Annotated in this window: 26 protein-coding genes and 1 pseudogene; 5 read left to right on the top strand and 22 right to left on the bottom strand. The window is 59.5% G+C overall.

Features of this window, described 5'->3' with window-relative positions:
* The first annotated feature begins 206 nt into the window (after positions 1–206).
* Positions 207–779 (top strand): YbhB/YbcL family Raf kinase inhibitor-like protein, encoded by a 573-nt coding sequence (locus AB4Y44_RS17775; RefSeq protein WP_342924310.1) that lies wholly within the window; start codon positions 207–209, stop codon positions 777–779.
* Between the two features lie 18 nt (positions 780–797).
* Here AB4Y44_RS17775 and AB4Y44_RS17770 read toward each other — a convergent pair whose 3' ends face one another.
* The gene (locus AB4Y44_RS17770) at positions 798–1547 is read right to left on the bottom strand and encodes an SDR family oxidoreductase (protein ID WP_342924309.1); all 750 of its coding nucleotides are present in this window, start codon (positions 1545–1547) and stop codon (positions 798–800) included.
* A gap of 110 nt (positions 1548–1657) precedes the next feature.
* Here AB4Y44_RS17770 and AB4Y44_RS17765 point away from each other — a divergent pair, with 110 nt between their 5' ends.
* Positions 1658–2548: a LysR family transcriptional regulator gene (locus AB4Y44_RS17765; protein ID WP_368700398.1), complete on the top strand. Its 891-nt coding sequence runs from the start codon at positions 1658–1660 to the stop codon at positions 2546–2548.
* A 66-nt stretch (positions 2549–2614) separates the two neighbouring features.
* Here AB4Y44_RS17765 and AB4Y44_RS17760 read toward each other — a convergent pair whose 3' ends face one another.
* Together AB4Y44_RS17760 and AB4Y44_RS17755 are read right to left on the bottom strand one after the other, a co-directional pair.
* Entirely contained in the window at positions 2615–3022 is a 408-nt protein-coding gene (locus AB4Y44_RS17760; RefSeq protein ID WP_368700397.1) for a cupin domain-containing protein, read from the bottom strand.
* Positions 3023–3086: 64 nt separating this feature from the next.
* Positions 3087–3566, bottom strand: a complete 480-nt coding sequence (locus tag AB4Y44_RS17755) for a carboxymuconolactone decarboxylase family protein (RefSeq protein WP_342924306.1) — start codon at positions 3564–3566, stop codon at positions 3087–3089.
* A 301-nt stretch (positions 3567–3867) separates the two neighbouring features.
* On the opposite strand from AB4Y44_RS17755, the gene AB4Y44_RS17750 reads away from it, so the two are divergent.
* Complete coding sequence (locus AB4Y44_RS17750; RefSeq protein WP_368700396.1) at positions 3868–4866, top strand: bestrophin family protein; 999 nt, start codon at positions 3868–3870, stop codon at positions 4864–4866.
* A gap of 152 nt (positions 4867–5018) precedes the next feature.
* Here the strand turns inward: AB4Y44_RS17750 and AB4Y44_RS17745 are convergent, their stop codons facing one another.
* Together AB4Y44_RS17745 and AB4Y44_RS17740 are read right to left on the bottom strand one after the other, a co-directional pair.
* A complete protein-coding gene (locus tag AB4Y44_RS17745; protein WP_368700395.1) occupies positions 5019–6017 on the bottom strand; it encodes a LysR substrate-binding domain-containing protein in 999 nt (332 codons plus the stop codon).
* A 115-nt stretch (positions 6018–6132) separates the two neighbouring features.
* On the bottom strand, positions 6133–7014 hold the full coding sequence (locus AB4Y44_RS17740) for an RNA polymerase sigma-70 factor (RefSeq protein WP_342924303.1): 882 nt from the start codon (positions 7012–7014) through the stop codon (positions 6133–6135).
* Between the two features lie 465 nt (positions 7015–7479).
* On the opposite strand from AB4Y44_RS17740, the gene AB4Y44_RS17735 reads away from it, so the two are divergent.
* The gene (locus AB4Y44_RS17735) at positions 7480–8316 is read left to right on the top strand and encodes an alpha/beta fold hydrolase (protein ID WP_368700394.1); all 837 of its coding nucleotides are present in this window, start codon (positions 7480–7482) and stop codon (positions 8314–8316) included.
* Between the two features lie 714 nt (positions 8317–9030).
* Positions 9031–9183, top strand: a pseudogene (locus AB4Y44_RS17730) (methyl-accepting chemotaxis protein); the annotation flags it as partial.
* A 335-nt stretch (positions 9184–9518) separates the two neighbouring features.
* Here AB4Y44_RS17730 and AB4Y44_RS17725 read toward each other — a convergent pair.
* The 17 genes from AB4Y44_RS17725 to AB4Y44_RS17645 all read right to left on the bottom strand — a co-directional run bounded on the left by AB4Y44_RS17725 (position 9519) and on the right by AB4Y44_RS17645 (position 25892).
* On the bottom strand, positions 9519–10385 hold the full coding sequence (locus AB4Y44_RS17725; RefSeq protein WP_342924301.1) for an alpha/beta fold hydrolase: 867 nt from the start codon (positions 10383–10385) through the stop codon (positions 9519–9521).
* A gap of 8 nt (positions 10386–10393) precedes the next feature.
* The gene (locus AB4Y44_RS17720; RefSeq protein WP_368700393.1) at positions 10394–11929 is read right to left on the bottom strand and encodes a methyl-accepting chemotaxis protein; all 1536 of its coding nucleotides are present in this window, start codon (positions 11927–11929) and stop codon (positions 10394–10396) included.
* 71 nt (positions 11930–12000) lie between these two features.
* Complete coding sequence (locus AB4Y44_RS17715; RefSeq protein WP_342924299.1) at positions 12001–12744, bottom strand: SDR family NAD(P)-dependent oxidoreductase; 744 nt, start codon at positions 12742–12744, stop codon at positions 12001–12003.
* Between the two features lie 26 nt (positions 12745–12770).
* The gene (locus AB4Y44_RS17710) at positions 12771–13316 is read right to left on the bottom strand and encodes a hemerythrin domain-containing protein (protein WP_368700392.1); all 546 of its coding nucleotides are present in this window, start codon (positions 13314–13316) and stop codon (positions 12771–12773) included.
* Between the two features lie 27 nt (positions 13317–13343).
* Positions 13344–13877: a cupin domain-containing protein gene (locus tag AB4Y44_RS17705; protein ID WP_342924297.1), complete on the bottom strand. Its 534-nt coding sequence runs from the start codon at positions 13875–13877 to the stop codon at positions 13344–13346.
* A 12-nt stretch (positions 13878–13889) separates the two neighbouring features.
* Positions 13890–15023: a zinc-binding dehydrogenase gene (locus tag AB4Y44_RS17700; RefSeq protein WP_368700391.1), complete on the bottom strand. Its 1134-nt coding sequence runs from the start codon at positions 15021–15023 to the stop codon at positions 13890–13892.
* Positions 15024–15090: 67 nt separating this feature from the next.
* Positions 15091–16164, bottom strand: coding sequence for a porin (locus AB4Y44_RS17695; protein ID WP_368700390.1), 1074 nt, complete (start codon positions 16162–16164; stop codon positions 15091–15093).
* Between the two features lie 141 nt (positions 16165–16305).
* Entirely contained in the window at positions 16306–17325 is a 1020-nt protein-coding gene (mhpE, locus tag AB4Y44_RS17690; protein ID WP_368700389.1) for a 4-hydroxy-2-oxovalerate aldolase, read from the bottom strand.
* A gap of 11 nt (positions 17326–17336) precedes the next feature.
* Complete coding sequence (locus tag AB4Y44_RS17685; RefSeq protein WP_368700388.1) at positions 17337–18266, bottom strand: acetaldehyde dehydrogenase (acetylating); 930 nt, start codon at positions 18264–18266, stop codon at positions 17337–17339.
* Between the two features lie 5 nt (positions 18267–18271).
* Positions 18272–19075 carry a 2-keto-4-pentenoate hydratase gene (gene mhpD / locus AB4Y44_RS17680; RefSeq protein ID WP_368700387.1) on the bottom strand — a complete coding sequence of 268 codons (804 nt, stop codon included), beginning with the start codon at positions 19073–19075 and terminating at the stop codon, positions 18272–18274.
* Positions 19072–20031: a 3-carboxyethylcatechol 2,3-dioxygenase gene (locus AB4Y44_RS17675; RefSeq protein ID WP_368700386.1), complete on the bottom strand. Its 960-nt coding sequence runs from the start codon at positions 20029–20031 to the stop codon at positions 19072–19074. Before AB4Y44_RS17675 ends, mhpD begins: the two co-directional genes overlap by 4 nt.
* 9 nt (positions 20032–20040) lie before the next feature.
* Positions 20041–20469, bottom strand: coding sequence for a lipocalin-like domain-containing protein (locus tag AB4Y44_RS17670; RefSeq protein WP_342924290.1), 429 nt, complete (start codon positions 20467–20469; stop codon positions 20041–20043).
* Positions 20466–21311: an alpha/beta fold hydrolase gene (locus AB4Y44_RS17665; protein ID WP_368700385.1), complete on the bottom strand. Its 846-nt coding sequence runs from the start codon at positions 21309–21311 to the stop codon at positions 20466–20468. Before AB4Y44_RS17665 ends, AB4Y44_RS17670 begins: the two co-directional genes overlap by 4 nt.
* Positions 21311–22264: a VOC family protein gene (locus AB4Y44_RS17660; RefSeq protein WP_342924288.1), complete on the bottom strand. Its 954-nt coding sequence runs from the start codon at positions 22262–22264 to the stop codon at positions 21311–21313. Before AB4Y44_RS17660 ends, AB4Y44_RS17665 begins: the two co-directional genes overlap by 1 nt.
* A 28-nt stretch (positions 22265–22292) precedes the next feature.
* Positions 22293–23741 carry an indoleacetamide hydrolase gene (iaaH, locus tag AB4Y44_RS17655; RefSeq protein ID WP_368700384.1) on the bottom strand — a complete coding sequence of 483 codons (1449 nt, stop codon included), beginning with the start codon at positions 23739–23741 and terminating at the stop codon, positions 22293–22295.
* A gap of 32 nt (positions 23742–23773) precedes the next feature.
* Entirely contained in the window at positions 23774–24514 is a 741-nt protein-coding gene (locus tag AB4Y44_RS17650) for an aspartate/glutamate racemase family protein (RefSeq protein WP_368700383.1), read from the bottom strand.
* A gap of 49 nt (positions 24515–24563) precedes the next feature.
* Positions 24564–25892: a M20 family metallopeptidase gene (locus AB4Y44_RS17645; RefSeq protein WP_368700382.1), complete on the bottom strand. Its 1329-nt coding sequence runs from the start codon at positions 25890–25892 to the stop codon at positions 24564–24566.
* Between the last annotated feature and the right edge of the window lie 4 nt (positions 25893–25896).

Below are 25896 nucleotides of genomic sequence, written 5' to 3'. Positions count from 1 at the left end.
GAGCGGCCCCTCCCTCTTCTGTCCTCGCCGAAGTGACCCGTCCAGGACCTTGCGAACGAATAATTTTTACCACGCGCAAGGGGGCGTGTTTGTTGCATGCAAGGCAACGCCGTGATTGCCCGGATCCGGCTTTCGTGCCGCCTCCCGGGGCGTTACTGTTCGATGGAAAAGTCAACGGACTTTTTCTCAATCCACAGGAGCCTGCCATGCGATCGCTTCTCATGCCGCTAAAAACTGTGTGCGCTTTCGCGCTGTTCACAGCGCTGCCCGCAGTCGCAACCGCCGAAACGTTTTCCCTGCAAGTCGCCGATCTGGATCATGGCCGCTTCAGGAATGAACAGGTATTCAGCGGATTCGGCTGCCACGGCGAGAACGTGTCGCCACGCATTTCGTGGTCGAACGTTCCGGCCGGTACGCGCAGCATCGTCGTGACGATTCATGACCCCGACGCCCCGACGGGCGGCCTTGGCTGGACGCACTGGGCCGTGGTCAATATCCCGGCTTCGCAGACATCGCTGGAAAAGGGCGCCTCCGGCAACACGCAGCGACTGCCGGCAGGCGTCACCGAAACGCTCACTGATTTCGGCGAATCGAAGTACGGCGGACCTTGTCCGCCGCAAGGCAAGCCCCACCGCTATGTCGTCACCGCTTATGCACTCGACGTACCGCATATCGATGTGAGTCCGGCGTCGAGCCCGGCACTCGTGGCGTTCCAGATGCATGGCAAGATCATTGCACACGCGCGCTACGTCGCAACCTACCAGAGCGCGGCGAACTGAGCGGTGTCACGCGTGAATTCAATTGAGGGCCATGCCGCCGTCGACGCGCAGATTGACGCCGTTGATAAAGCTGCCATCGTCACTCGCGAGAAAGAGCGCCGCGCGCGCAAGCTCCTCGGGACGTCCGAGGCGGCCTAGCGGAATGCGCGCCGCTATGGCCGCTTCGAACGCCGGCCGCTCGTCATTCGCGACACCAAGCTTCGAAAGTATGGGCGTGTCGACGGGTCCGGGACTCAAGACATTCACGCGAATGCCGCGCGCCTTGAGCTCGATCGCCCAACTCCGCGCGAAGGCTTCGATTGCTGCCTTTGTGCCAGCATAAACCGCGTGCCCTTCGAACACTTTCGAACTCGCGATTGAACTCGTCAACAGAATGGCTCCGCGTTCGCGCATGAGCGGAACCATCCGCTGCACGCCGAAAAAAACCGCCCTCGTGTTGACCGCGAAGTGCGCATCATAGGATTCGGCGCTCACTTCGCTCGACGCTTCGATTGTGTTGATTCCAGCATTCGCGAAATACAGGTCAATTCCGCCGAAGCGCCGGGACACCAGCGCGGCCACTTCATCGTGCGTTTTCGGGTCCGCGAGGTCCCCCGTGAGGCCCAGCGCCCGGTCGCCGAGATCAGCCACGGCTGCATTGACGGCTTCCGGGCGCCGCCCCACCATGATGACGTGCGCGCCCTCTTCAACCAGCAACCTGGCGGTGGCCAGGCCGATTCCGCTATTCGCGCCGGTGACGACGGCAACCTTGTTGATGAACCGATTCATGTTATCTCCGCTATATTCCGCCTGTCCGGCGTACAGTCAGAATTTAGCAATGGCCTCCGGATCACTGAAGTCACACAACGGCAATTTCACTTGTTCCTGTTTGTCACATCATGTCCGCAGAAAATTTTAGCGGCCTCCCCGCATTCGTTCGCGCAGTCGAGACGGGCTCGTTCACCGTTGCAGCGCAATCGTTGGGCACAACGCCGTCCGCCGTATCGAAGAGCGTGGCAAGGCTCGAAAAGCGCCTGGGCGTCACGCTGTTTCAACGCTCGACACGCGCCTTCGTCCTCACCATCGAGGGTCAGGCGTACTACGAGCGTGTTGCGCCGCTCATGCGTGGCCTGGAAGGCGCGGAAGAGGTGCTGCGCTCGCCGGCCTCCGCCACGGGAAGGCTGCGTGTGAGCCTGCCTAGCGAATTGGGCCGCCTGTTGCTCGACCCGCTTGCCCGGCAACTCATGGCAACCCATCCGGAACTCGCACTCGACGTGAGCGTCAGCGACCGCCACGCCGACCTGATTCGCGATCGCATCGATATCGCTATCAGAGCGGGATGGCTGGAAGACAGCGGCCTGCATGCGCTGCCGCTCGCGAGTCTTCGGCTGGCGTTGGTGGCGTCACCCGCTTATCTGCGCGAGCGGGGAACACCGCGTGTGGTTGCGGATCTCGCTGCGCATCGGCATGTGCGCTACCTGCTCAGCGGCAGGGCGTACCCTCTGATTTTCGCCGATGGAACCTCCATGTCCATCGAAGGCAGGTTCGACGCGGACAACGGCGACGCAATGCGCGTGGCGGCATTGAATGGGCTGGGTATCGCGCAGATACTGGAAATCGCAGTACGGGACGACATGGCCGCCGGGAGGTTGCAGCCCGTGCTGCCCGATCAGGCGCTGGCGTGCGTCCCTGTGCACGCCATTCATGCTTTCGGAAAGAACATGCCCACGCGCGCGCGCGTTTTCGTCGATTTCGTCGCGGCTCAACTCTCGGGCTGGAATATCGCTTGACCCAGGCGTTCCACCGGGTTGCCCGCTATCGCGCGCCGCGTTGGAACCGGGCAACGAAAACGCCGCTCATTTCGCGGGCACGAGAACCGGCGCCCCCTTCTCCTTCAGCAACAGCACGATGAACTTCGCGGGCTTCGTCTGGCTCGCGTTGCGCCCGACTGTGTGGACGTCGTTCGGGCCTTCATGGAACGTCTGCCCGGGCGAAAGCGTAACCTGCTTGCCGCCCCTCACCTGCATGACGATCGAACCTTCCAGCACATAGATGAAGCCGTGCGCGTTGTGCCGATGCACGGGGTCCACGGCACCCGGCGGATACTCCACGCTGATCATCAGCGCTTCCTTGCCCGGATAGTCGTCGAGCGCCCTGGTCATGAGCGGCGTGACGATTGCTTCGGGCGGCGCGGCCTGCGCGCAGCATACCAACGCCTGCGTGGCGAGGAGCGCGGCGATAGCGGCATGATTGAAACCGGACATGATGAGCCTCCAGTCAAGCGGCCCGCATAAGCGGGCCGGCGGCGAAGAGCAAAAGTGCGGGCAATCAGGCCAGATTGGCCTTGTCGAGGCCGAATGCCTTGTCCGCCGAACCTGGCACGGTGGTGAACGCAATATTCGCGCGGTTCCACCCGTTGATGGCCATCACGTCGTAGGTCAGGTCCGAGAGTTCCTTCTCCGAGAACTGCGTGCGAACGCGCTCGTAAATATCGTCGGCGATGCCGTGCGCGTCGAGCTTCGTCAGCGCTTCGGTCCATGCGAGAGCAGCGCGCTCACGAGGCGCGAACAGCGTGGAGTCGCGCCAGATCGTCAGATGATGAATGCGCAGTTCGCGCTCGCCGTGCATGCGCGCTTCTTTCACGTGCATATCGACGCAGAACCCACAGCCGTTGATCTGCGAAGCGCGGATCGAAACGAGGTCGCGAATCGACTCCTCGATCACACTCTCCTTCAGTTGATTGCTGAAATCCATGAACTTCTTGAAGAGTTCCGGCGACTGCTGGATGTAGTTGATACGCTGCGTCATGCGTTTCTCCTTGCGTAGATGAGTGTCGAAGCGCGACTGCCTGCTGCCTCGAACGAGGGTCGTCGCGTAAGTCAATCGTAGGCTCGTGCGGTGCCTCGCGGTAGCCGCATGCACGGCTCCATCGTGTTGTCTTTTCCGCACCAATCGGATTTGCGCGCTAGACCATGCGCTCATGCCAACCACAATTGCGGTTTCGATGTCACACGTCACGCGCGTCGAACGTCTAATCAAGGCGGGGGACCGGCGTCATGCGGTTCATCCGCGCAGCGCATCATTCACCGCGTCGCGAGGCGAATACGACATGCATCTCGGCAAGTCCTATAAGTTGTCCGAATTCCTGTTCTGGACCCGCAGGCAAATCTATGCGCTCGCGATCTGGGGCACGCTGCCCGTCATCCTGTTCAGGTTTTTCAGCATGACGTGGCTTTCGGTGCCACTCACGATCGTCGTTCTGCTTGGCACCGCCACATCGTTCATCGTCGGCTTCAAGAACGTTCAGACCTACAACCGGGCGATGGATGCGCAGGACATCTGGAGCGGCATCGTTAGCGCAAGCCGGCGCTGGGGGCAGCTTGCCCGCGATTTTCCGAACGACGAAAGCATCAGCCGCCAGTTGATCGACCGCCATCTCGCCTGGCTGACCGCGCTGCGATACGCGCTGCGCCGCCCACGCATATGGGAAAGCATGAGCCAGGCATTCAACGCTGAATTCCGTCGCTACTACACAGTACCGGAATGGGAAAGAAGTCTCGACGACGCACTGAGCCCCTATCTGTCTGCTCCAGAAACCGCGCGCGCGCTCGGTTCCCCAAATGTGGCGGCCGCGTTTCTGAATACCCAAAGCGCGCTCCTGCAAAAGCTCCATACGACCGGAAAACTGAATCTGTCGTTCTATCTGGAACTTCAACGCGCCCTGGGCGACTTCGTTACGCTGCAGGCAAAGGCGGAGCAGTTGAAGAATTTTCCGTATCCTCGTCAATACTCGACCGTGAGCGCATTGTTCGTCCGCTTCTTCTGCCTGCTCTTTCCGTTTGGCTTGTTAAGCGAATTCGACAAGCTCAACGCAAGTGTGACGGGCTTCATGCACGGCAACATGATATGGCTCGTCGTGCCATGCAGCGTCGCCGTATCGTGGATGTACACCTCGCTCGACCAGGTGGGCGACAGCACGGAAAATCCATTCGAAGGCAGTGCGAACGACGTGCCGATCTCGACGTTGTGCGCGCAGATCGAGCGCGATCTTCGATCGATGCTGGGCGAACAGACAGAAGAGTCCACGCTGGGGAAGATCGCGATGTAGCACCGAAACGCGCAGCCTGAGGGCTCAGTCAGCGTCTTCTCGCGCCGCGAGCGCCATGACGTTCTCGATACCGTGTCGCGCCATCTTCGTGTACGGCGTGAAGCGCTCCGTTTCATGCGTCGAAATCGTCCCTGCCAACATCATGCCGGCTGCTACTCGACTGTCCGGGCCATGGCGACCGGCATCGAACACTCGAGGTCGAGCAGACGCGTGTGTTCCGTCATGTAATCGACGAACACGCGAATACGCGCCGGAAGCAGCTTGCGGCTGAGATAGCAGAGATAGTGTCCGCCGTCGTCAGGAGCGTGCTGGCCGAGGCAGCTAACGAGCCGCTCCTCACGCAATAGTTCACACACCTGGTACGCGGGCAGTTGCGCCAACCCCAGGCCGTCGAGTACCGCCTCCAAGGCCAGATCGGGGTCGTTGAACGTGTGAAGCGCGGCGGGCTGAAATCGTTGAGCGAGGCCATCCACCTTGAATTCCCACTCCGTCACGCGGCCCGTTGCCGTGCGCAGATTGATGCAGCGATGAACGCCCAGTTCTGCGACGTGACGCGGCAAACCATACATGCGCGCATAGGCAGGCGCCGCGCAAACGATCATCTGCATGGGAATCAACCGGCGCGCGACGATGCCGCTGTCCTCCATGCGTCCGTCGCGAAACGACACGTCGACGCGATCCGAGGTGAAATCGGCCGGCCGGTCGTTCAGCAGCAGTTCGAGCGATATATCGGGATACGTGGTGTGGAAGCCCCGCAATAGCGGCGCCACGACCTTGCGACCGAAACCCGGCGTCGAGGCGATGCGCAAATGGCCGCGCGGCGGTCCGTTGCGCAACTCCCGCATGTCTTCGAGCGCCTGAGCGATGCGCGCAAGGCCTGGCTGACAGTTCTCGTAGAAAAGCTCGCCTTCGCGCGTCAATGAGGTGCTGCGCGTCGTGCGCTGGAAAAGGCGCGCGTCCAGCTGGGCTTCGAGCTTCTGAACGTTGCGGCTCACGGAGGAGCGACCAATGCCCAGGCGGTCGCCCGCACGCGCGAAACTGCCTTCGTTCGCGACCGCGAGAAACGATACGACGCCGGCATAACTGGTAGCGAAGCTGCTTGCCAGCGGATCGTCGGCGCCGCTCGAAGGGCGCGATGGATAGTCTGTCATGGAAGTGAGAGTCGTAGTGTCCCTGATGACTAGACGTGCCAATGCGCTCCTTTGTGACGCAAAGCGGGAAGTTTCTGTCGACGCGCCACTTCTCAGGCGTGCGCGATGCAGGGAATCAGACCTTACCGTGTACAGCCGCGATGCGCGCCAGCTTTTCGGGGTTGCGCTGCACATGTATGCGAACGATGCGATCGCCGTCCGTCTCGAACGACTGGGCCGATTCGAGCTGGCCCTCGAAATAGCGCAGCAGCGCCCATTGGTCATTGAGCAGCACGAGCTTGAACTGCATTGCGCTGCGAAAGCGCAGATGCGATGCGTAGAAGAGTTGCGCGATGCGTCTGCCGCCCACCATCGGCTTCGGGAAGCTCGTCACCTTGCCGCCGCCATCGCCAATCAGCATGGCGTCCTCGGAGAGCAGCGCGTTGATCGAGTGGAAGTCGCCGCATTCGATTGCCTGCGCGAACCCCTCCAGCAGCCGCCGATGCGTTTCGCGCGAGACCGCATAACGCGGCCGCTCGTCGCGCAGTTGCGCTTTTGCGCGGCTCACGAGCTGACGGCACGCCGCCTCGCTCTTCCCGATGGCCTGCGCCACTTCCGCGTAGTCAGCGTCGAACACCTCGCGCAAGAGGAACGCCGCGCGCGCCTCGGGAGTGAGCCGCTCGAGCAGCAGCAGAAACGCCACCGATACTTCATCGGCACGCTCCCTGGCCTGCTCCGGCGTGGTCGGGGAGTCAGTCATCTCCGGTTCCGGCAACCATATGCCCGTGTAGTATTCGCGCTGAACTTTTGCGGCACGCAGACGGTCGATCGACATGCGAGTCGTGACCGCGACCAGCCACGCTTCGCCGTTCTCGATCGTTGCACGGTCGGCCGCGTGCCAGCGCAGCCAGACGTCCTGCACGATGTCTTCGGCCTCGGCCACCGAGCCGAGCATTCGATACGCGATCTTTTGCAATCGCGGGCGCAGACCATTGAAGACGCACGCGTCGTCGTCCATAGAAACGATTCCCTGAATGAAAACCCTCGCCGGGCGAGCGGGTTACCGAGAATCGAATATTGCCATGAACGCAGCAATCGCGCGGGAAACGGCAATCGTCACCGCAATACGATCGGGATAATCGAGGACGGCAGCGCTTCGTGAGTGCCGGGCCGCGGCGTTTATCTTCAGACCGAGCGACTTGCGGACGATCGGTGGAGCAAATCGTAGATGCATCGCAGAACGAGCGGTAGCGCACTCGGATGGCTCACCGTGTTGCCCCGGTAGCAACAGTCCGCATGGCTTGAATCGCTAGCCGGACTGCTACTCTGTTTCAGACAGATACGCCTTTTCTCACGACGTCTGCCTTCTCATCGATTTGTTTCATTCACGCTTTGCGCTTTTTCGCCGAAAGGTGATTTCTGCCGGTCGGGCGCCGGATCATGACGACCGCTATCGTCCGGATCACGTCAAAGGAGTGTAACCATGCCGTACGTCAGGACGACGGACAACGTCGACATCTTCTACAAGGATTGGGGTCCAAAAGACGCCCAACCCATCGTCTTCCATCACGGTTGGCCATTGTCTTCCGACGACTGGGATGCGCAGATGCTGTTCTTCGTTGCGAAGGGCTACCGCGTAATAGCGCATGATCGCCGCGGTCATGGTCGTTCGTCGCAGGTCTCGGACGGGCATGACATGGACCACTACGCTGCCGATGCCTTCGCGGTTGTCGAAGCACTCGATCTGCATAACGCGGTGCATATCGGCCATTCGACGGGCGGTGGCGAGGCAATGCGTTATGTGGCGAAACACGGGCAGCCCGCTGGACGCGTGGCCAAAGCCATCCTCGTCAGCGCCGTGCCTCCGCTCATGCTCAGGACTGAAGCGAATCCAGAAGGCCTTTCGATCGACGTATTCGACGGTTTTCGAAAAGCGCTCGCCGACAATCGGGCGCAGTTCTTCCTCGATGTCGCGGCCGGCCCCTTCTATGGCTTCAACCGACCCGGCGCAAAGGTCTATCAAGGCGTGGTCGACAACTGGTGGCGCCAGTCGATGATGGGAAGTGCGAAGGCGCATTATGAGGGCATCAAGGCCTTCTCGGAAACCGACCAGACCGAAGATCTTCGGTCGATTACTGTCCCGACACTGGTGCTGCATGGGGAAGACGACCAGATTGTACCGATCGCCGACGCGGCACTGAAGTCGATCAAGCTGTTAAAGAACGGAACACTGAAAACGTACCCGTCTTTTCCGCACGGCATGCTGACGGTCAATGCGGAGGTGCTCAACGCGGATTTACTTGCCTTCGTGCGGGCGTAACGGCTTCGGCATGAAGCCGTTACGGCAAGATTTCGGGCACGACAACGGGGCGATCGGCCGGTTGCCCGAGTTGGCCGAGACCGATGCGGATCGCCGCGCGATAGTCCCCAGAAGCAAAGCGGTCGTTCATGATCGAATCGACACAACGAGTGCTTGCGCGCGCGGTTCGTGCATTCCGGCGTCAGCCGACAACCTTTGAGCGTCATCGGAGCGAGGCGCAGGTCGAACTTGTCCTCTTCACGCGAAAGCATTCCCCCAGCAACGCAATCATCCGCACGACGAAAAGTCGATTGCACACGCATCGGGGGACATCATGGAATCAACGGGCGCGTCATTGCGTTCGCTTTACGCCAGAGCGGACAAGCTCATGATCGTCGTGATCTGGGGGCTGTGTGTCATTTCCTGTTTGCTGGCGGAGCAACCTGATCATGACGGATATTTCGTTGCTCTTGCAACGATATCACTTCAGGGTGCGTTCGCAACCTATCAGGCCTCGCGAATATACGAGCAGGGAACGAAGACGATTGCTGATCAGTGGTTACCCGACGGTTCAAACGCTCATCGATATACGGGTCTACGCCAACGGCGTACGCCGGACCTCCCTTCGCCTGGCCATGGAGCCCGACGCGTCGGCGCGTCAGGGGCAACGCTCCCAGCACGATGACTTCGCTGGCAAAACGCGAGATCGCAATGCGGGAATATCAGAATCTTATTGCGTCGCCAGAGGAAACGGCTTCGAGCATGGAGCAATTGACCGCTACGGTTCGGCAAAACGCGGAAAGTGCAAAGCAAGGGAACGCGCTTGCGATCAATGCGTCCGAGACCGCCACTCGCCGCGGTGTCGTAGTTCGACGCGTCGTTGAAACGATCGCAGTTGCCGCGTTCAGGGTCAATGCCAATAGCACGCGTGGGACGCTGACTGGCTCCAATGCCGCCTCGGGACGGCAACCGCCTGCTATTCAGGCTGGCCACCGCATCGTCTCTGCGGCAGGCAACTGAGACCGAGGACTTGTAACCACAATCCGGAGGGCACGCAGGATCATGACCGTTCGTACCTGGCGCCACCGACGGCGGGCCTGGGGCTTCGGTTGCGAAACTGGTGGACGCGCCTCTATCGCATCAAGCGCCACCGCCACAGCTTTAACCTGGGCGCCGACGGCGAACCCCGCTTGCAATCCTGGAGGCCTCTACACAAGCGGCGCTTAGTTGGACAGGAAACCCAGCACCATCCGATTGAACTTGTCCACGTGTTCCCACTGCACCCAGTGACCACAGCGGTTGAACATATGGAATTCGGCATTGGGGAGACCCGCCATCAGACGAAGACCCATGTCGTAGGGAAGGAAGCGATCTTCCCGCCCCCAGACGATCAGTGCAGGCGCCTTGATCTCATGGAGTTGCGTTTGATAGTCCGAGAATTGCTTCGGGTTCGCGGCCATGCTCTTCACCCAGTTATCCAGGTGGTGCTTGCTGGCCTGCATGTTGTCCACCCTCTGTTGCAGCAGATCGTCGGTCAGGGCCGAGGCATCGTAGACAAACACATTCATCATGCGCTTGACATTTTCGAGCGTGGGCTCCCTGTACACGAAGTTCAGGAGCTTGATCCCTTCAGCCGGCTGCGGAACGAACATCGAGGGCCCGGCGGTACCGCCGCCCATATAAACCAGACGGTTGACCCGCTCCGGGTTCTTCAAGGCAAACGCCGTCGCCGAGTGGGCACCCATCGAATTGCCGACCACGCTGACCTTATCGACCTGAATTTGATCCAGAACCGCGCGAACGACCTGACCGTTGAATTCGGAGCGGGAGCCTCGGTCGATGACGACCGGATCGCTCTTGCCGAAGCCCGGCATATTGATCAGTAGCAGGCGGTATCCCGCATCAGCAAACGCGTCAATGTTTCGATAGTAGTTGGCCCAGCCGGTGGCGCCGGGGCCGGAACCGTGGAGCATGACCACCACGGGATCCTCGCTGTCCCCGATGTCGTTGTAATGCACCTTGTACCTGGTGCCGTCGACCTCGACCGCTACCTCATGGCTGGTCTGCACTTCATTGAAAAGCAAGCTCATATTTGTTCTCAAACGTTGAAAATGGCTACTGTCCGTGAAAGTTGAGCCGATTCGTCTCGCAGTTGTTGCGCCGCGGCCGAAGCCTGTTCAACCATTGCCGCGTTACTCTGCACCTGCTGATCCATCTGGGTCACGGCCTGGCTGATCTGCTCGATGCCTTGAGCCTGCTCCTGACTCGCAGAACTGATTTCCCCCATGATGTCCGCTACCCGGGTGATGCTTTGCACCACCTCCTTCATGGTTGTCCCTGCTTCGTCAACCAGCCTCGTACCGGCACCGACTTTGCCAACCGAATCATCGATCAGGTCTTTGATCTCCTTTGCAGCACCCGCCGAACGTTGAGCCAGCGAACGAACCTCACCCGCAACCACGGCAAATCCACGACCTTCTTCGCCAGCTCGTGCAGCCTCGACCGCAGCATTCAGTGCCAGGATATTGGTCTGGAAGGCGATGCCTTCGATCGTCCCGATGATGTCTGAAATCGAATTAGCGCTGCGATTGATGTCCTGCATGGTCTCGACAACACGGGTCACAGCCTGGCCGCCACGGGCCGCAACTTCAGAGGCGCTGCGGGCCAACGTATCGGCCTGGATCGCGTTTTCGGCATTGAGGCGCACCGTCGAACTCAATTGTTCAACCGATGCGGCCGTTTCTTCCAGCGATGCTGCCTGCGACTCGGTACGGGAACTCAACTCCTGATTGCCCTGCGCAATTTGAACCGATGCGTTCCTGATCGAGTTCGAAGAGTTTCGCACGTCGCTCACGATGCGACTCAGGCTCTGGCTCATGTCGGCCAGGGCGCCCAGAACTCGTCCCGTCTCATCCGTAGAATGCGTGTCGATTCGTTGGGTCAGATTCCCGTTCTTCACGTTCTGCGCAACCTGCACCGCCGTATTGAGCGGAGTGGAAATCGCACGAATCATCCAGGCGGAAAATCCGAATGCCATCAGCCCACCGGCAAGCACGCCGACAATACAGAGGACTCGCACGATCTGGTAGTTTTGCTGCGAGCGCTCGTACTCGCGTTTAGCCAGTTCGCCCTCCAGATGCACCAACCGGTCCAGTCCATCCTGCACTGGCTCATAAAGGGCTTCCAACGGCCCTCGGGAGATATCGTCAATCGCTGATATGTCGTGGGCTGCCATAGCTGCCATAGCCGGCTGCACCACTCCGACAACGAACTTGCCGAATACCGGCACGAAAGCGTCAGTCTCCTCTTTTTCTTCAGGAGTCAGGTTCTTCGTGTAATCCGTCCAAGCTTGATCCCCGCTCTTCATATCGCTCTTGAAGCTCTGAAGCTTCGCATCGATATACGCTTGCTTCGTATCCAGCGCCGAGGACGCAATGGTGAATCGCAGACGATTCAGCGCTGTGTTCATTAAATCGATACGTTGAATGGAAACCAGTCTCGCCTCGTAGACTTCGTGTAGCGAATCGTTGACTCTACTTATGCTCCAGAGCCCCATCAGGCCCCCGGCTAGCAGCAGCACACTCAATGCAGTCATGACGGCGATCAGTCGCGCCTTGATCGTGAGGCTCTTCAAAGGTCAATTCCCCGATTAATACAATAGACACAAGCGTCTTTTCGCCGTCTACAAAACCCGGTCCTGCAACGTCAGATCGTCATGCCGCCGTCGACGCTCAGGGTCGTTCCCGTCACGTATCGAGATTGATCCGACAGTAGCCATATCACAGCACTCGCAACCTCGTCCGGCTGACCGATTCGATGCATCGGAATCATTGCATCCAGCAGATGGACATCGCCGCCGGTGCTGCGCATGTAGTTCGGCGTCTCGGTGGCTCCCGGACACACTGCATTCACGCGAATGTTCCGAACCGCGTATTCCTTGGCGACTGCACGTGTCAGTCCCACCACCGCGTGTTTGGCCGCCACATAGTGCGCAATGCCATCCATACCGCGCAATCCAAAGATCGAAGCGTTGTTGACGATGGCGCCCCCACCAGAACGCAGCATCGCTTCGACCTGGTACTTGACACCGTAATAGACGCCCTTGAAGTTCAGATCGATCACCCATTCCGCCTCATCGATTGGCGTTTCGTGAATGGGTTTGAAGTCCCCGTGCCCGCCGGCGTTGTTGAATGCAAAATCGAGGCGACCGAACGTCTTTTCCACGAATTCAACCAGCACTCGATTGTCTTCTCGCTTCGAAACGTCCGCCCGGAAGACTGCCGCCTGACCATCCAGGGCTTCGATTTCTTTCTGGACGGAAACCAGCTTGTCTTCGTCACGACCGGCGAGAACAACCGCGGCCCCTTCCCTGGCGAGTTCCAGTGCTGCCGCCCTGCCCATTCCGGAACCGCCGCCGGTCACCAGACCAGTCTTCCCTTTCATCAACATCTTTGTCTCCGTTTTGTCACAGCGAATTACGCGGCCTCTGCCTGTGATTCGTCAGGCACCCGCTCCTCGTGCACCAGATTGCGCCGCAATACCACAGCCTGGCCGCCGTGCGTTTTACCGTTGATCCACGCGGACAAGGACGAGTCCATATAGTCCGCGTGGCCCGGAAACCAATCCATCAGCGATTGTGCGAGCCTATGCACGGCGCCCAGCCCAATCTGACCGATAGCAGCCAGTTGGTGCACGTGAAACACTGAAGCAAGCACTTCGTCGTGTTGATCTCGATGGCACCTGGAATAGACGTCGGGAAAGCCCGTTTTGTCCATCCACGCATGTTCAAGATCGAAGTGGGCAATCAAATGTTTCTCCACTGCATCGAGAGCAGCCAAAGCGGTGTGCGCCGTACTATTGCGCAATGCAGTGACAACCTGAACAAACTCACGATGTTCATCATCCATAGGGCCATGCCCGAGTAGCAAAGCATCGCTCCATTCCAGCCTTTCGACGCGTTTGGTCTTTCGCTGTGCATGGTGTGCGTGATGGTCATTGTGACTAGTCTGTTGAGCGTTCATTTTTCATTCCCCCACTTCGGCACCTGGTCAGGCCTTCCGCTCGGCTCCAATCAGAATCGAAGCCATCACGGCAGGTGCATTGCTCTTGTTACGCCATGCATGACGCGTACCGTTCTGAACCACGATATCGCCGGTTTTCAGAACACGCGTTTCCCCGTCATCGAGTTCCAGACAGAGTTCGCCGCTGAGGACGATGTCGTAGTCAACCGAGTCGGTGATATGAAAGCCCGAGCCATCGGGTTCGAAGCATTCAGCCAGACCCGGCAGGATCGCCGCATACTCGGCGCCGGCGGCAGCGCCATCGAACGCGGGATCAGCCATCACAGCGTCAGGCGGGAACTGCACGATCATCAGACGTGTTCCGTTCAGCGCTGGCATCACTGTGGCTGCGGCGGCAACGGGGTCCCCTGCCGAATGCGGAAGCACGGTTTCGGGACTCGTTGCCCAAATCTGCGTGGTCCTGAAACCGGAAACGGCTGCGAACGCATGGCCCGGTTCTTCGGAATCGCTCAAGATAACGGACTTGCCATTGATTTGGCCGGTCACAACGCGACGTACCATTTCGTCTATCTCCTAGTCTTGAATCACTACGACGTTGACGAAGCCCGTGACGCGCTTTGCTGCGTCTTCCAGCGCTTCATTTGCTTGATCGAGCGTGTAGGTGTGGTTCTTGAAAGACGACACATCGAGCGTCCCTGCTTCGATCATCGCGACCAGATCCTGGCCTTCGCCGACCGTGAACCAGAGTGAGCCGATCACCGACAACGCCGAACACATCATTTCGTGCATGTTTACCGGCACTTCGTTGATCTGGGCACCGATCTCCACGAGCTTGCCGCCGCGACGCAGAGCACCGAATGCATCTTTGGTGGCTTGCATGTTCGGACCCGGAGCGATAGCGTCCACCACCGAATCGACGCCCACGCCGTCCGTCTGCTCTTTGGCCCATGCAGCCAGGCCCGACGAACCGTTGGCGACCGAGTACGTCAGGATACGGGCCGGGTCGATTGCCTTGACCTGGGCCAGCGTCTGCTCGTTGCGAGCCACGACCAGGATCTTCGTCGCGCCCATGGCACGTGCGATCAGCGTGGCGCACAGGCCCAGCGTGCCCGTTCCGCCGATGATCATCACCGACTTGCCGGCGGCGACTTGTGCCTTGCGCAGACCCGAATAGGCCGTGCCGAGATAGCCCATGCGCGCGCCGATTTCGAACGAAACCTTGTCGCCGAGTTTCACCAGTCCGTCTGCGGGCGCCGTAGCGTATTCGCTGAGGCCACCGTACGGGTACTCTTCATACAGGAACTGCGATTTCGGTCCGAAGCCGAAGTAGCCCTGGAATGCGTAGGCTTCGCAGTTGATGGGCTCGCCTACGCGGCAGGCGTGGCACGAACCGCACGAACGGCCCGGATTGATGTACACGCGGTCGCCGACCTTGAGGCCCGTCACCGCCGGACCGACTTCAGCCACGACACCGGCTGCGTCCAGGCCGTAGATGGCGGGCAGTGCCGCATGCGCCAGATACGGCTTTTCCGAACGGTAGTTGGTGATCACATTGCCCAGATTCGGAACGATGCCGGAAGCTTTTAGCTTGACGACGACGTCGGTCGGGCGCTTGAGCGTCGGATACGGAATCGTATCGATGCTGAACTTGCCCGACGTGTTGTCGTGGAGGCGCGCAGCGCGCATGTATCGGCCTTCATTGCCCATTCGTGTCTCCTTAAAATGTTCCTGACGCACAGTGCGTCAGGAACCGTCTCTATGTGTCCGCTCTGGATCAGAAAGAATGAATCAGACCGAGGCTGAATGTAGTTTGACGGCCGCCCGAAGCCGGACCTGCAGCCATCAGGATCCATGCCGGCCCACCGGACGATTGCTGGAACGCCAGCGTGGAATACAGGCTCGTGCGCTTCGACAGCAGATAGACCAGCGAAAGCGTTTCCTGATTCACGTGCTGCTCGTTCAGCACGTCGTTGCCCTTTTGGTACTGGTACGAGAAGTGAGCGTGCAGCGGAGTGGACAGTTCATACGTCAAATCCCCTTCGTAGACGTCGATGCGTGCGCTATTTTGCGTATTCGCCGTATTGGTATACAGCGCAGCGAATTCAGCAGCGCCCAGGATGTACGAAGCGCCAACGCCGAAGTTGCGAATACCGTCATTACCGTCGTTCAGCGACGGATACTTGATATACGTGTATGCGCCATTCAGCGAGAAGCCACCATTGCGGTAGTTCACACCGAAGCTCTGCGCCGAGTTCGAACCGAAGTTGCCTGCGACGCCGCCGAAGCTGTACAGACCACCGAAAGAGAAGCCGTTATACGTCGGGCTCGTGTACTTGATGGCGTTCGGGATTGCCGAGCCCAGGAGACGGTCGAAGTCGAACGAGCCGTTGCCGGGACCGCCGCGCGGGCTATTGAGCCCCTGGAACGAGCTTTGGCGCAAGTTCATTGCGTTGACAACGGGGAATGCGGGACCCCAGCGCTGTGCAACCAGCGAATCGAACATAAAGTCGATTTGGTTACCGGCGGTCAGCGTCCCCCACTTTTCGTCCTTGAGGCCAACGTATGCCGTATGGCCAAACAGACCGTTGATCATGGCACCGTTGTTCATGTTGAACTGGCCTTCCAGTTTGAAGATCGCCTTGGTGCCGCCGCCAAGATCTTCACCGCCCACCAAACCGAACAGGTCCGGTGCTTGTGTATCCGGGTCGATGGACACCAATTTCTTGCCGCCGACGTTCGACGTGTACATGACACCCGAGTCTATAAGACCGTAGATCTGAACGGATTGAGCATTGGCGTTAGCTGCCGCCATCACACCGATAAGTAGTGCATATTGTTTTATCTTCACTTCAGACTTCTCCTCGCCCGTCAGCACCCGCCTGCTTTGTGGGCACTGTGTTTTGCGCTATGTCCTTGGGGACCGCGATATATGACTCCCTCTGCAATGGAGGGAGCCGCCTCCGTGAGTGACGGCTAACCGTCACTGGTTTTATTTTTGTGCTTTGAGCAGATCCAAAGCCACGTCAACGATCATGTCTTCCTGGCCGCCGACCATACGGCGCTTGCCCAGTTCGACCAGGATGTCCACGGTGTTCAGACCGTACTTGCTGGCCGCGACTTCCGAGTGACGCAGGAACGACGAATACACGCCTGCATAGCCCAGAGCCAGTGTTTCACGGTCCACACGAACCGGGCGATCCTGGAGCGGGCGCACGATGTCATCGGCTGCATCCATCAACGCCATCAGATCCGTCCCGTGATTCCAGCCCATGCGTTCTGCTGCGGCGATGAATACCTCCAACGGTGCATTGCCGGCGCCAGCGCCCATGCCGGCGAGCGATGCATCGATACGGTCACAACCTTCTTCCACGGCAACGATGGAGTTTGCGACACCCAGTGAGAGGTTGTGGTGGGCATGCATGCCAGTCTGCGTTGCGGGATCGAGGACCGCCTTCAGCGCACGGAAGCGATCACGGACGTCTTGCATCGACAGAGCACCGCCCGAGTCCACGACGTAGATCGTGGTGGCGCCGTAGCCTTCCATGAGCTTCGCCTGCCCGGCCAGTGCTTCTGGTGTAGTCATGTGGCTCATCATCAAAAAGCCCACGGTATCCATGCCGAGTTCACGTGCGTATTCGATGTGCTGTTTCGAAACGTCGGCTTCCGTGCAGTGGGTAGCAACACGAACTACGCGCGCACCCGCCTGGTAGGCAGCCTTCAGATCGTGAATGGTGCCGATGCCGGGCAGCAGCAGGGTCGCGATCGTCGAATGCGTCACCACGTCGGCAACCGCCTCGATCCACTCCAGGTCCGAGTGTGCGCCAAAGCCGTAGTTGAAGCTCGAGCCTTGCAGACCATCACCGTGTGCGACTTCGATAGAGTCGACTTTCGCCTTATCCAGTGCACGTGCGATCTCCTGCACGTTCTGGATCGAGTACTGATGGCGAATCGCGTGCGAACCGTCGCGCAGCGTAACGTCCGAGATGTAGAGTTTCTTGCCCTGAGTCATTTGCAGTCCCCTTATGCGCCGATCATGGATTGAGCCATGCGCTCTGCGGTACGCATACCGGCGCTGGTCATGATGTCGAGGTTGCCTGCATAAGCCGGCAGGTAGTGTGCAGCCCCTTCCACTTCGAGGAAGATCGAGGTCTTCAGACCGCTCAACTTGCCGAGTCCGGGGATGTTCAGGTTCCGAACCTCATCGAACTGCACCTTCTGCTTCAGACGATAGCCCGGAACATAAGCGTTCACGGCCTTGGCCATCTCTTCAATGGATGCCTCAACGGCATCACGATCTGCGAGTTCCGACAGGGTGTAAACCGTGTCACGCATGATGACCGGAGGCTCAGCCGGGTTCAGAACAATGATGGCCTTGCCCTTCGATGCCCCACCCACGACTTCGATTGCCTTCGAGGTGGTTTCCGTGAACTCGTCGATGTTGGCCCGGGTGCCTGGACCTGCCGACTTGCTGGAGATCGAGGCGATGATTTCGCCGTAGTGGACCTTTGCCACGCGCGAGACCGCCGCAACCATCGGAATCGTGGCCTGACCACCGCACGTCACCATATTGACGTTGAGTGCATCGACGTTCGCTTCACCGTTCACGACAGGAATGCAGTACGGCCCGATTGCAGCGGGTGTCAGATCGATCATGCGGATGCCGGGCTTCAGCGTGCGAAGGAAGGCGTCGTTCTTCACGTGAGCGCCAGCCGACGTGGCATCGAACACGAAATCGATGTCCTTGAACACGGGCAAGCAGGTCAGGCCTTCAACGCCCTCATGGGTGACCGCGACACCCAGACGCTGCGCACGAGCCAGCCCATCCGATTTCGGATCAATACCGACCATTGCACCCATTTCCAGCACCTGGCTATTGCGCATGATCTTGATCATCAGGTCGGTGCCGATGTTGCCCGACCCGATGATTGCTACTTTGAGTTTCTTCGCCATATTCGTTACTCGATGAAAGTTGCGCGGACCGAGCCCAGTCCTTCGATTACCGCCGTGTAGGTGCCGGGCGTGGTCACGGCAACCATGGGTCCCAGCGCACCGGTAAGAACCACATCGCCCGCACGCAGCGGCGTACCCAGCGCAGCCATACGATCTGCTAGCCATACCGCGGCATTCAGCGGATTACCCAGACACGCAGCGCCGTTGCCTGTGGAGAGCACTTCCCCATTTGATTCAAGCCTCATCGCGCACGCGGTGAGATCGAGTTGCGAGAGCGGGACCGGACGCGAGCCCAAAACGAACGCGGCACTCGATGCGTTGTCGGCAACCGTGTCCACGAACTTGATGTCCCAGTTGCGGATTCGACTGTCCACGACTTCGATGGCCGCCACTGCGTAGTCCGTCGCTCCGATCAGATCGGCGAAGGTATGACGCTCGTGCGTCAGATCGTGCGTCAGCACCAATGCGATTTCGGCCTCGACCTTCGGTTGGATGAGTTTCGAAAGCGGGATCGGCTGACTGTCGCCGTACGCCATGGACGCGAACAGTGCACCGAAGTCCGGTTGATCGACGCCCAATTGCTTCTGTACCGCCAACGAAGTCAGACCGATCTTGCGACCCACGATGCGCTCGCCGCGAGCGACACGCGCCTCGACATTGATCTGCTGCACCGCATAGGCCGTTGCCATATCGTCAAGCGCGATTTCCGGATGAACCGCAGGGACCGTCACTCCCGCCCGTACCGGAGCGATAGTTTGGCGGGTCGCTTCTGCAATCCGCAGTCGTTCCGCGATAGCTTGCTTGCTCATCTGTTCTCTCCTTGCGCCTTGGGTGCCGCATGCATGTAGGCGAACCCGGCGATCCACTCAGGTATGGCCCGATAGAAGTCGATTTCCGCCGCATACTCGCCAAACGCGGAAAGTGCGCCAAACGCTGCGACCCATGCCCGGATCTCGTGCGCGCTCTTGCCCGCGTCACGCGAAACGTCCTCATTGCTCAGACGATCCACCGCAAGCAGATCGCTTTGCATCATCTTCAGGAATGCCATGTCCCATTCTGGGTTCAGCGCACGCATGCCCGGCGCCTCACCTGCTGTGAACGCCTTGGCCGCATGGATAACGCGTTCCTGACGCGCATTCCGATCTTCCGGGCTGAGATTGCGACCCGTGTGGATCAGACGCTCCGAGATCTCGTGCGTGGCATTCTTCAGCTCGGGAATCGGCGGCTCGTGGGAGATTCCGCCTGACCCGAGAATCAACACACGCTTGCCCGTCGATTTCAGGTACTCGCCAATCACCTGGCCCATCATGCGCGAGCGACGCAGCGGCGACATCGGCGGCGCAACCGAGTTGACGAAAACAGGAATGACCGGGTAGTTGTCGAGGCCGCACGTCACTTCTTCGAGAGCTTGTGCCGCACCGTGGTCCACGGACATGCGATACGAAATCGCCATATCGATATCACGGTTCAGCACGTACTCGACCATCGCCCTCGCCTCTTCAGCCGGAACCGGTAGATCCCCGGCCAGGCTCTTATAGTCGCCAATAGCACGGGCTTTGGCCCCGACACAGAAGCTGGGCATCAATTCGTAGAAGAAGCCGTTGTAATGATCGGGCGCGAACACGACCACGAGTTCAGGATCGAACTGGCGAACGCGTTCCCGTGCGGCGGCGCTCATTCTGGCCACTTCGGCAACGACTTCGGGCTTCGGATCGAAATACCCGTGCAGCGGCGTATGGGAAAGGCATTCCAGAATCACTGACATGCAAAGGCCTTAAACGCGTTCGAATGTGAGACGAGCGACCCGGGCTTCCGACGTACCCGCTTCCAGCGTATGCGTGGTCAGCGACAACAGATCGCCCTTCAGCTCCGCATAGCGCTTCTGTTCGCCACCTACCCAGTTCGGGAACAGGCAATGCTTGACCGCGTGCGTGACCACGTTACCTTCGATGCGCCAATCGCCGGCGTAGGTCAGGTAAGTGTTGTATGCCAGGGCCTTCTCTGCGTCCGATGCATTCCACTGACCACCAGTCGTGAACTGTGCGCGATCCTTTTTGGTAATGGCACAGAACATGCCATTCGGCCCGTATTCCATGAACCCTTCGAGCTCCGTACCCATCGGGTAGGTCACTCGACCATCCTCAAATATTTGTTCCCATGCCTGAATTGCCCAGCGGCCTTTGATATCGAGATTTTCCATCATTGTCCCGTTGATTGATTGAGCAGGAAGTCCGAAACAGCGTGCGTGAACTGCGCAGCCTTTTCGATCTGCACCCAGTGTCCGCACTGATCAAACTCTTGCAGCGTCGAGTTCGGGAGCAACGTCTTCATGTGTCGCGACCATTCGACCGGGATCACCTGATCGTTCAGGCCATGGATGAGCAACGTCTCGTGCGCGATCGCCGCCAGATCCGATTCAGCAAGGGCCAGCATTTCCACGCCCTGCTGACGCGGCGCCGGGAACAGGCGAGCAAATCGTTCCTGCACGTCCGCGCGGATCGATGCCTCGTAACGCATACGCACCAGATCGTCGGTGATGATCGAGTGATCGTGGGCGAACACTTCCATGAGCCCCTTCATGGCTTCCAGGCTGGGCGTGTAACCCCATACCTTTTCAAGGCCCTCGCTGATCGGCGCATTGATGCCCGCCGCACCCATCAGTACCAGACGATTCACACGCTCGGGATGTGCCGTGGCGAGTGCCAACGCGATGGCGCCACCAAACGAGTTGCCGACCACCGACACTTTCTCGATCTCCAGCGCGTCGAGCAACGCGATCAACGATTCCACCCAGACAGCGGGAGTCAGCTTGAGTTGCTCGGGGCACCGGGTATATCCAAATCCCAGCATGTCCGGTGCGATGACTCGAGCCTTCTGGCTCAGTACCGGGATAATGCCGCGCCAGTTAGCCCAGGCGGTGACGCCGGGGCCTGAACCGTGAATCAGCAGGATCGGTTCGCCCGCGCCCTCACCAACGTCGTGATAGTTCAGCGTGACGTCACCCAGTGTGAGTGAACTCGCGATTTCGGGACTTGCGTTGCTCATCACTTTGCCTTCTGTGTTTCAGGGATCACAACTGGTGCACGCATGCCTTCGGCCGCCAGTTGCTTGAGAATTTGTCGCGCTTCTTCGCGCTTGTGGTCCGGAAGCCATGTCCGGTCATGCCCCCAGAGGCTCATGCCTTTCAGTTCCTCGACTTCCCAGTCAGGTCCAACCGTGCGTGTCGCCCAACCCAGTTCGAACATCCAGCCATCGGGGTTCTTGAGATAGAACGAGGTCGCGTGGTCGTTGATGTGACGACCCAGCGTCACGCCAATCGAATCGGGATTCAGGAGCGCGGTATCATACGCACGACCGACGTCATCGAAATCGTTGTACTCGAGCATCAGGTGATAGATACCGGCCTTGCCACCCGTATGCGCGATGCCAATCGTATGGTGACGTGGGTTGCAGTGCAGGAATTCGACCTTGAACGGCTTATAGGTGTAGTCCGTGAGGTGCATGCCCAGCACGTTGCGATACAGGTTCGAGAGTCTTTCGAAGTGCCCGGTAATGAGCGCCACGTGACCGAGGCCCATGTTGCCGGTACGGAAACCGCCAATCGGTCGGCCGGGCACGAATTCCGTATTTGCATCGGCCAGACCATAGGCGATCTCCAGACGTACACCATCATCGTCACGGAAATGCACCATGCTCTTGACGCCCCGGAATTCGATTTCCTGAGCCGTACCGGGCGTCGTTTTATAGCCTGCGGCCTCCAATGCCATCGTGCATGCCGTCAGGGTCGGGGCGTCGGGAACTTCGAAGCCCATACCCATCGTGGACTCGCCATCGGTAGCGGTGACGACAAACCGCTGAATCTTTTCGTCCGCGCGAATGCGTATGGTCTTTCCAGCTTCGGTCACTTCGATCTGCATACCGATGTGGTTCGTCACCTGGTCGATCCATTCCTGCATACGGGGGGTCTCGACCACGATGTAGCTCAGCGCATTAATCATCTCTGTTCAATCCTTGCAGAACCAACGGTCAGGGGCGCGCAATTCCGCCCAAAACGCCTTCCAGCAAAATGCAAATGGAGAGCAGTCGACGATCCGAACCTTGCGGACCGTCGAATTCCATGCCAACCGGGAGCCCCGTTCGGGATCCCAGTCCTGCCGGAAGATTCAGGCCCGGAAGCCCGGCGCTCGCCATCGGCTCGGTGTTCTGGATCAGGCGCCGGAAGTTCTCTTCCTCATAAATGCTGTCGTCCGCATTGGGCGCCACGCACGCGGTAGTCGGGAAGATCAGCGCATCCAACTGATGCCGGGCAAACAGTTCCGCATACCTGGCCCGCAACTGATCACGTCCACCGCCGGACTTTTGTGCCTGTTCGTACAGGCGTGTCACATCCATGAGTTCACCTGCGGCATTCGGGAACTTGTTGGGCAGCACCCAGTTTTCATAAATCCACTTCACGTCTGGACTGTCGATCTTCCTGGCCAGTTGCTCGACCGTCATCGAATGACCGTTGCCCTTCAGGTACTGCTCCATACTGGATCTGGACTCGCCAACGACCGCCTGGAAGCCAACTGCATCATTCAGTTCCATCAATCCGGTTTTGCCCAGATCGATGATGGTCACGCCCAACTGTGTGAGACGCGTAACCACAGAGCCCGCGACCTCGCGCGTGTCCGGATCGAGATTCGCCCAAAACTCGGCGGGAAGACCTAGCCGTAGCTTCCTGAGTTCCACGTGGGGCAACGCGTACTCGTCGGAGATCACGCTGTCGAGGAGCGCCACGTCGTGCATGTTCAATGCCATGGGGCCCACGGTATCGCGCGTCCTCGCAATGGGGATCACGCCCAGCCCCGAGTAGCGACCCCACGTCGGACGCAGCGAAGCCACGCCATTGAGTGCGGGGGGAATGCGCATCGAGCCGCCTGTATCGGTTCCCAATGCCCCGAGTGCCATCCGCGCACCCAGCGCAGCGGCCGAGCCCGAGGACGAACCGCCGGCAATCCTGGTCTGGTCGTATGCGTTACGAACCCCACGGCCCGCGCCCGTATTGAAGGCGCCGTTGTAGCCCGTCGCCCCGTAGGCCAGTTCATGCATGTTGGTCTTGCCCAGCACGATGGCCCCTGCATCCCGGAGCTTGCGCAAGGTCGGTGCATCCGTGACCGGCACGAAGTCTGCGAAAGCGGGACTGCCTGCGGTGCAGCGGATGCCCGCGCTATGAATGTTGTCCTTGACCACGATAGGGATGCCTGCCAAAGGCCCCAACGGAATCCCTGTCTGCCGTGCGTGATCAATAGCGGCCGCAGCCTTCAAAGCGCCCTCTGCATCCACGGTAACGAATGCATTCAGGGCTTTTCCTGCGTTGATACGTTCCAGACAGGCCAGTACCAACTGGGTACTCGTCACCGATCCGTCGCGAAACGCCTGAGCGGCGTCGGCCATCGTGAAATCGATGAGCGGTTGATGTTTATCGTGGGTCATATCTAACCTTAACGCAGCCATCCTTGACAGCTTTAGAAGCCGAACGCGGCATCCTTGTTCGTTTCCGGGCTCGGAAACGCGGTCTTGCTGTGGCACAGACCGAGATCGAGCAGCAATTCGCAATACTTGTATGCGACCACGCCCGGATTCAGAACCGGTACGTTCAGGTGCCTGGCCAGGTATTGGTGCGACTGATGCATCGTGGTGGAACCCAGGACCAGCACGTCCGCACCATCTTCTTCGACTGCCTTCCTGCCCGCCTCGACCAGGGCCGCGAATACGATGTCTTCCTTGCCCTGCAGCAGTTCCTGTGTATCGGGGCGAACGCCGATGTCACGAATCGAGGCGAGACGATGCTCCAGGCCGTATTCCTTCGTCGTCTTTTTGTACAGCGCGTGCCACTGCGGCCACATCGTCAGGACGCTGAACTTGTGACCCAGCGAGCACGCGAGGTGGAACGACGTGATAGCGGGGGCCATCACCGGAATCGACAGACGCGAGCGGAGCGCGTAAAGGCCCGAATCCGAAACCGTGTTGATACACACGGCATCGAAGCCCTGCTCCTCAGCTTTGATGCCCGCCTGAATCACAGCCATCTCCATGACTGCCATGTCGAGGTACGAATCCGCGAGCGTCATGACCTGACCGGCGCCTACGAATTCGACTTCGATGTCCGCGCGCTGCATCGAAGGCGGCAGTTGCGATTCCACCAGCGGACGAGTCGCCTCGCTCATCGGCACCGGGAAAATCATCTTGATGCGCTTCTTGCTCATGTCTGCCTCCTTCCTTGCTTTCTGGTTATGGAACTACGACCACAGAAACTCAAAGGCCAAGCTCGCTCCGGTCGCGGGTAAGCGTGTCGATCACCGCGTACAGGATTTTCTCGGCGCAGGGCATCAGGTCCGGAACGTAGGTGGCGCCCATGCCGCCCAGACCCTCGGCGACCGGCACCGGAGCGCCCTGAGCCGGCCACGGCCAACCGATGCGAGCAGTCGGCACACCGTAACGACGCAGCGCCGCACCGTCGGTTTGACCGGCCAGCAAGTCGGGTACGCCATGCGGACGTCCCTCGATGTGCTCCCAGCCGCGCTTCGCCGACTGGATAATCCAGTTCTCCGGATCCGTGGTGCCGCCCGGGACCGAGCCGTACATCTCCCAGTCCATCGTGATTTCCGGATGGCGAGTCTTTACGTCCTCGACAAAGTTCGCGAACTGTGCCTTGACATCAGCGGGGCTCGTCCGGGGATTCACGCGAACGTCGAAGAAAATCTCCGTGACTGCGGACGGGAACGCAGGCCTTTCGATCTGACCGCCACGAACGCCCGCAATCCAGCCATGGGGCTCGATAACGCCCGACGTATTGCGTTTCGTATATTCGGGAAGCCAGGCTTGCAGCGCCTGGATCACCGTGGCAGCGGGAACCACCGACGAACGGAAACCCGGCACGTCGTGCGGGATACCCGCATAGCCCATCGTGCCCTTGACCGTGATCTTGAACCACGCCATACCCGGTTCTTCGTGGTAGACCCAGTTCCACGGCTTCATGATGATTGCGAAATCGGGGTACATGCCACGATTCAGCAAATTGATCACGCCATTCGACATGCCCGAATGACGCTCCTTGATGTCAACGGGCATTCCGCCGTCGGCCATACCGACAAGCAGATTGCCCTTCAGCGGAATACCCGTTTCCAGCACCGCCGTTGCCACTTCAACGTGCGTGGCGATCATGCCCTTCGGATTCGAAGCGCCGAGCCCGAACACCCAGTCTTCGATTTGCCTGGCGTGCGGCTGCAAATCCGCTTCTTGACCGGGGCCCGCAAGTATCTCTTCTTCCTTGGTGCGATCCAGGTGAGTGTCGATAGGCGCATAAAGCAGCAACGACGCGCCGCCACCGGTGCCCCGGTGTTCACCCATAACCGAACGACTGATGGCCGAGTTGTCATGCGTTTTCGTACGCAGCCCGATCAACTCCATATGACGCTGCATATAGTCAGCAGCTTCACGCGTGGAACCCGTAGGACTGTGTATGTCCGTCAGCTCGAACAGCAGTTTTTGAAGACGCTTCGAACTCAGGTTGGCCTTGGCCTTTTCGTACCATTCGGTCTGCTGAGCCGAAAACGGCATTTGCTTCGTAGGATTGAATTGCATGCCC

The sequence above is a fragment of the Paraburkholderia sp. BR10937 genome (genome assembly GCF_040965695.1).
GTDB lineage: Bacteria > Pseudomonadota > Gammaproteobacteria > Burkholderiales > Burkholderiaceae > Paraburkholderia.
The sequence above is the reverse complement of the archived record's forward strand: the minus strand, read 5'-3'. Positions and strand labels throughout refer to the sequence as shown.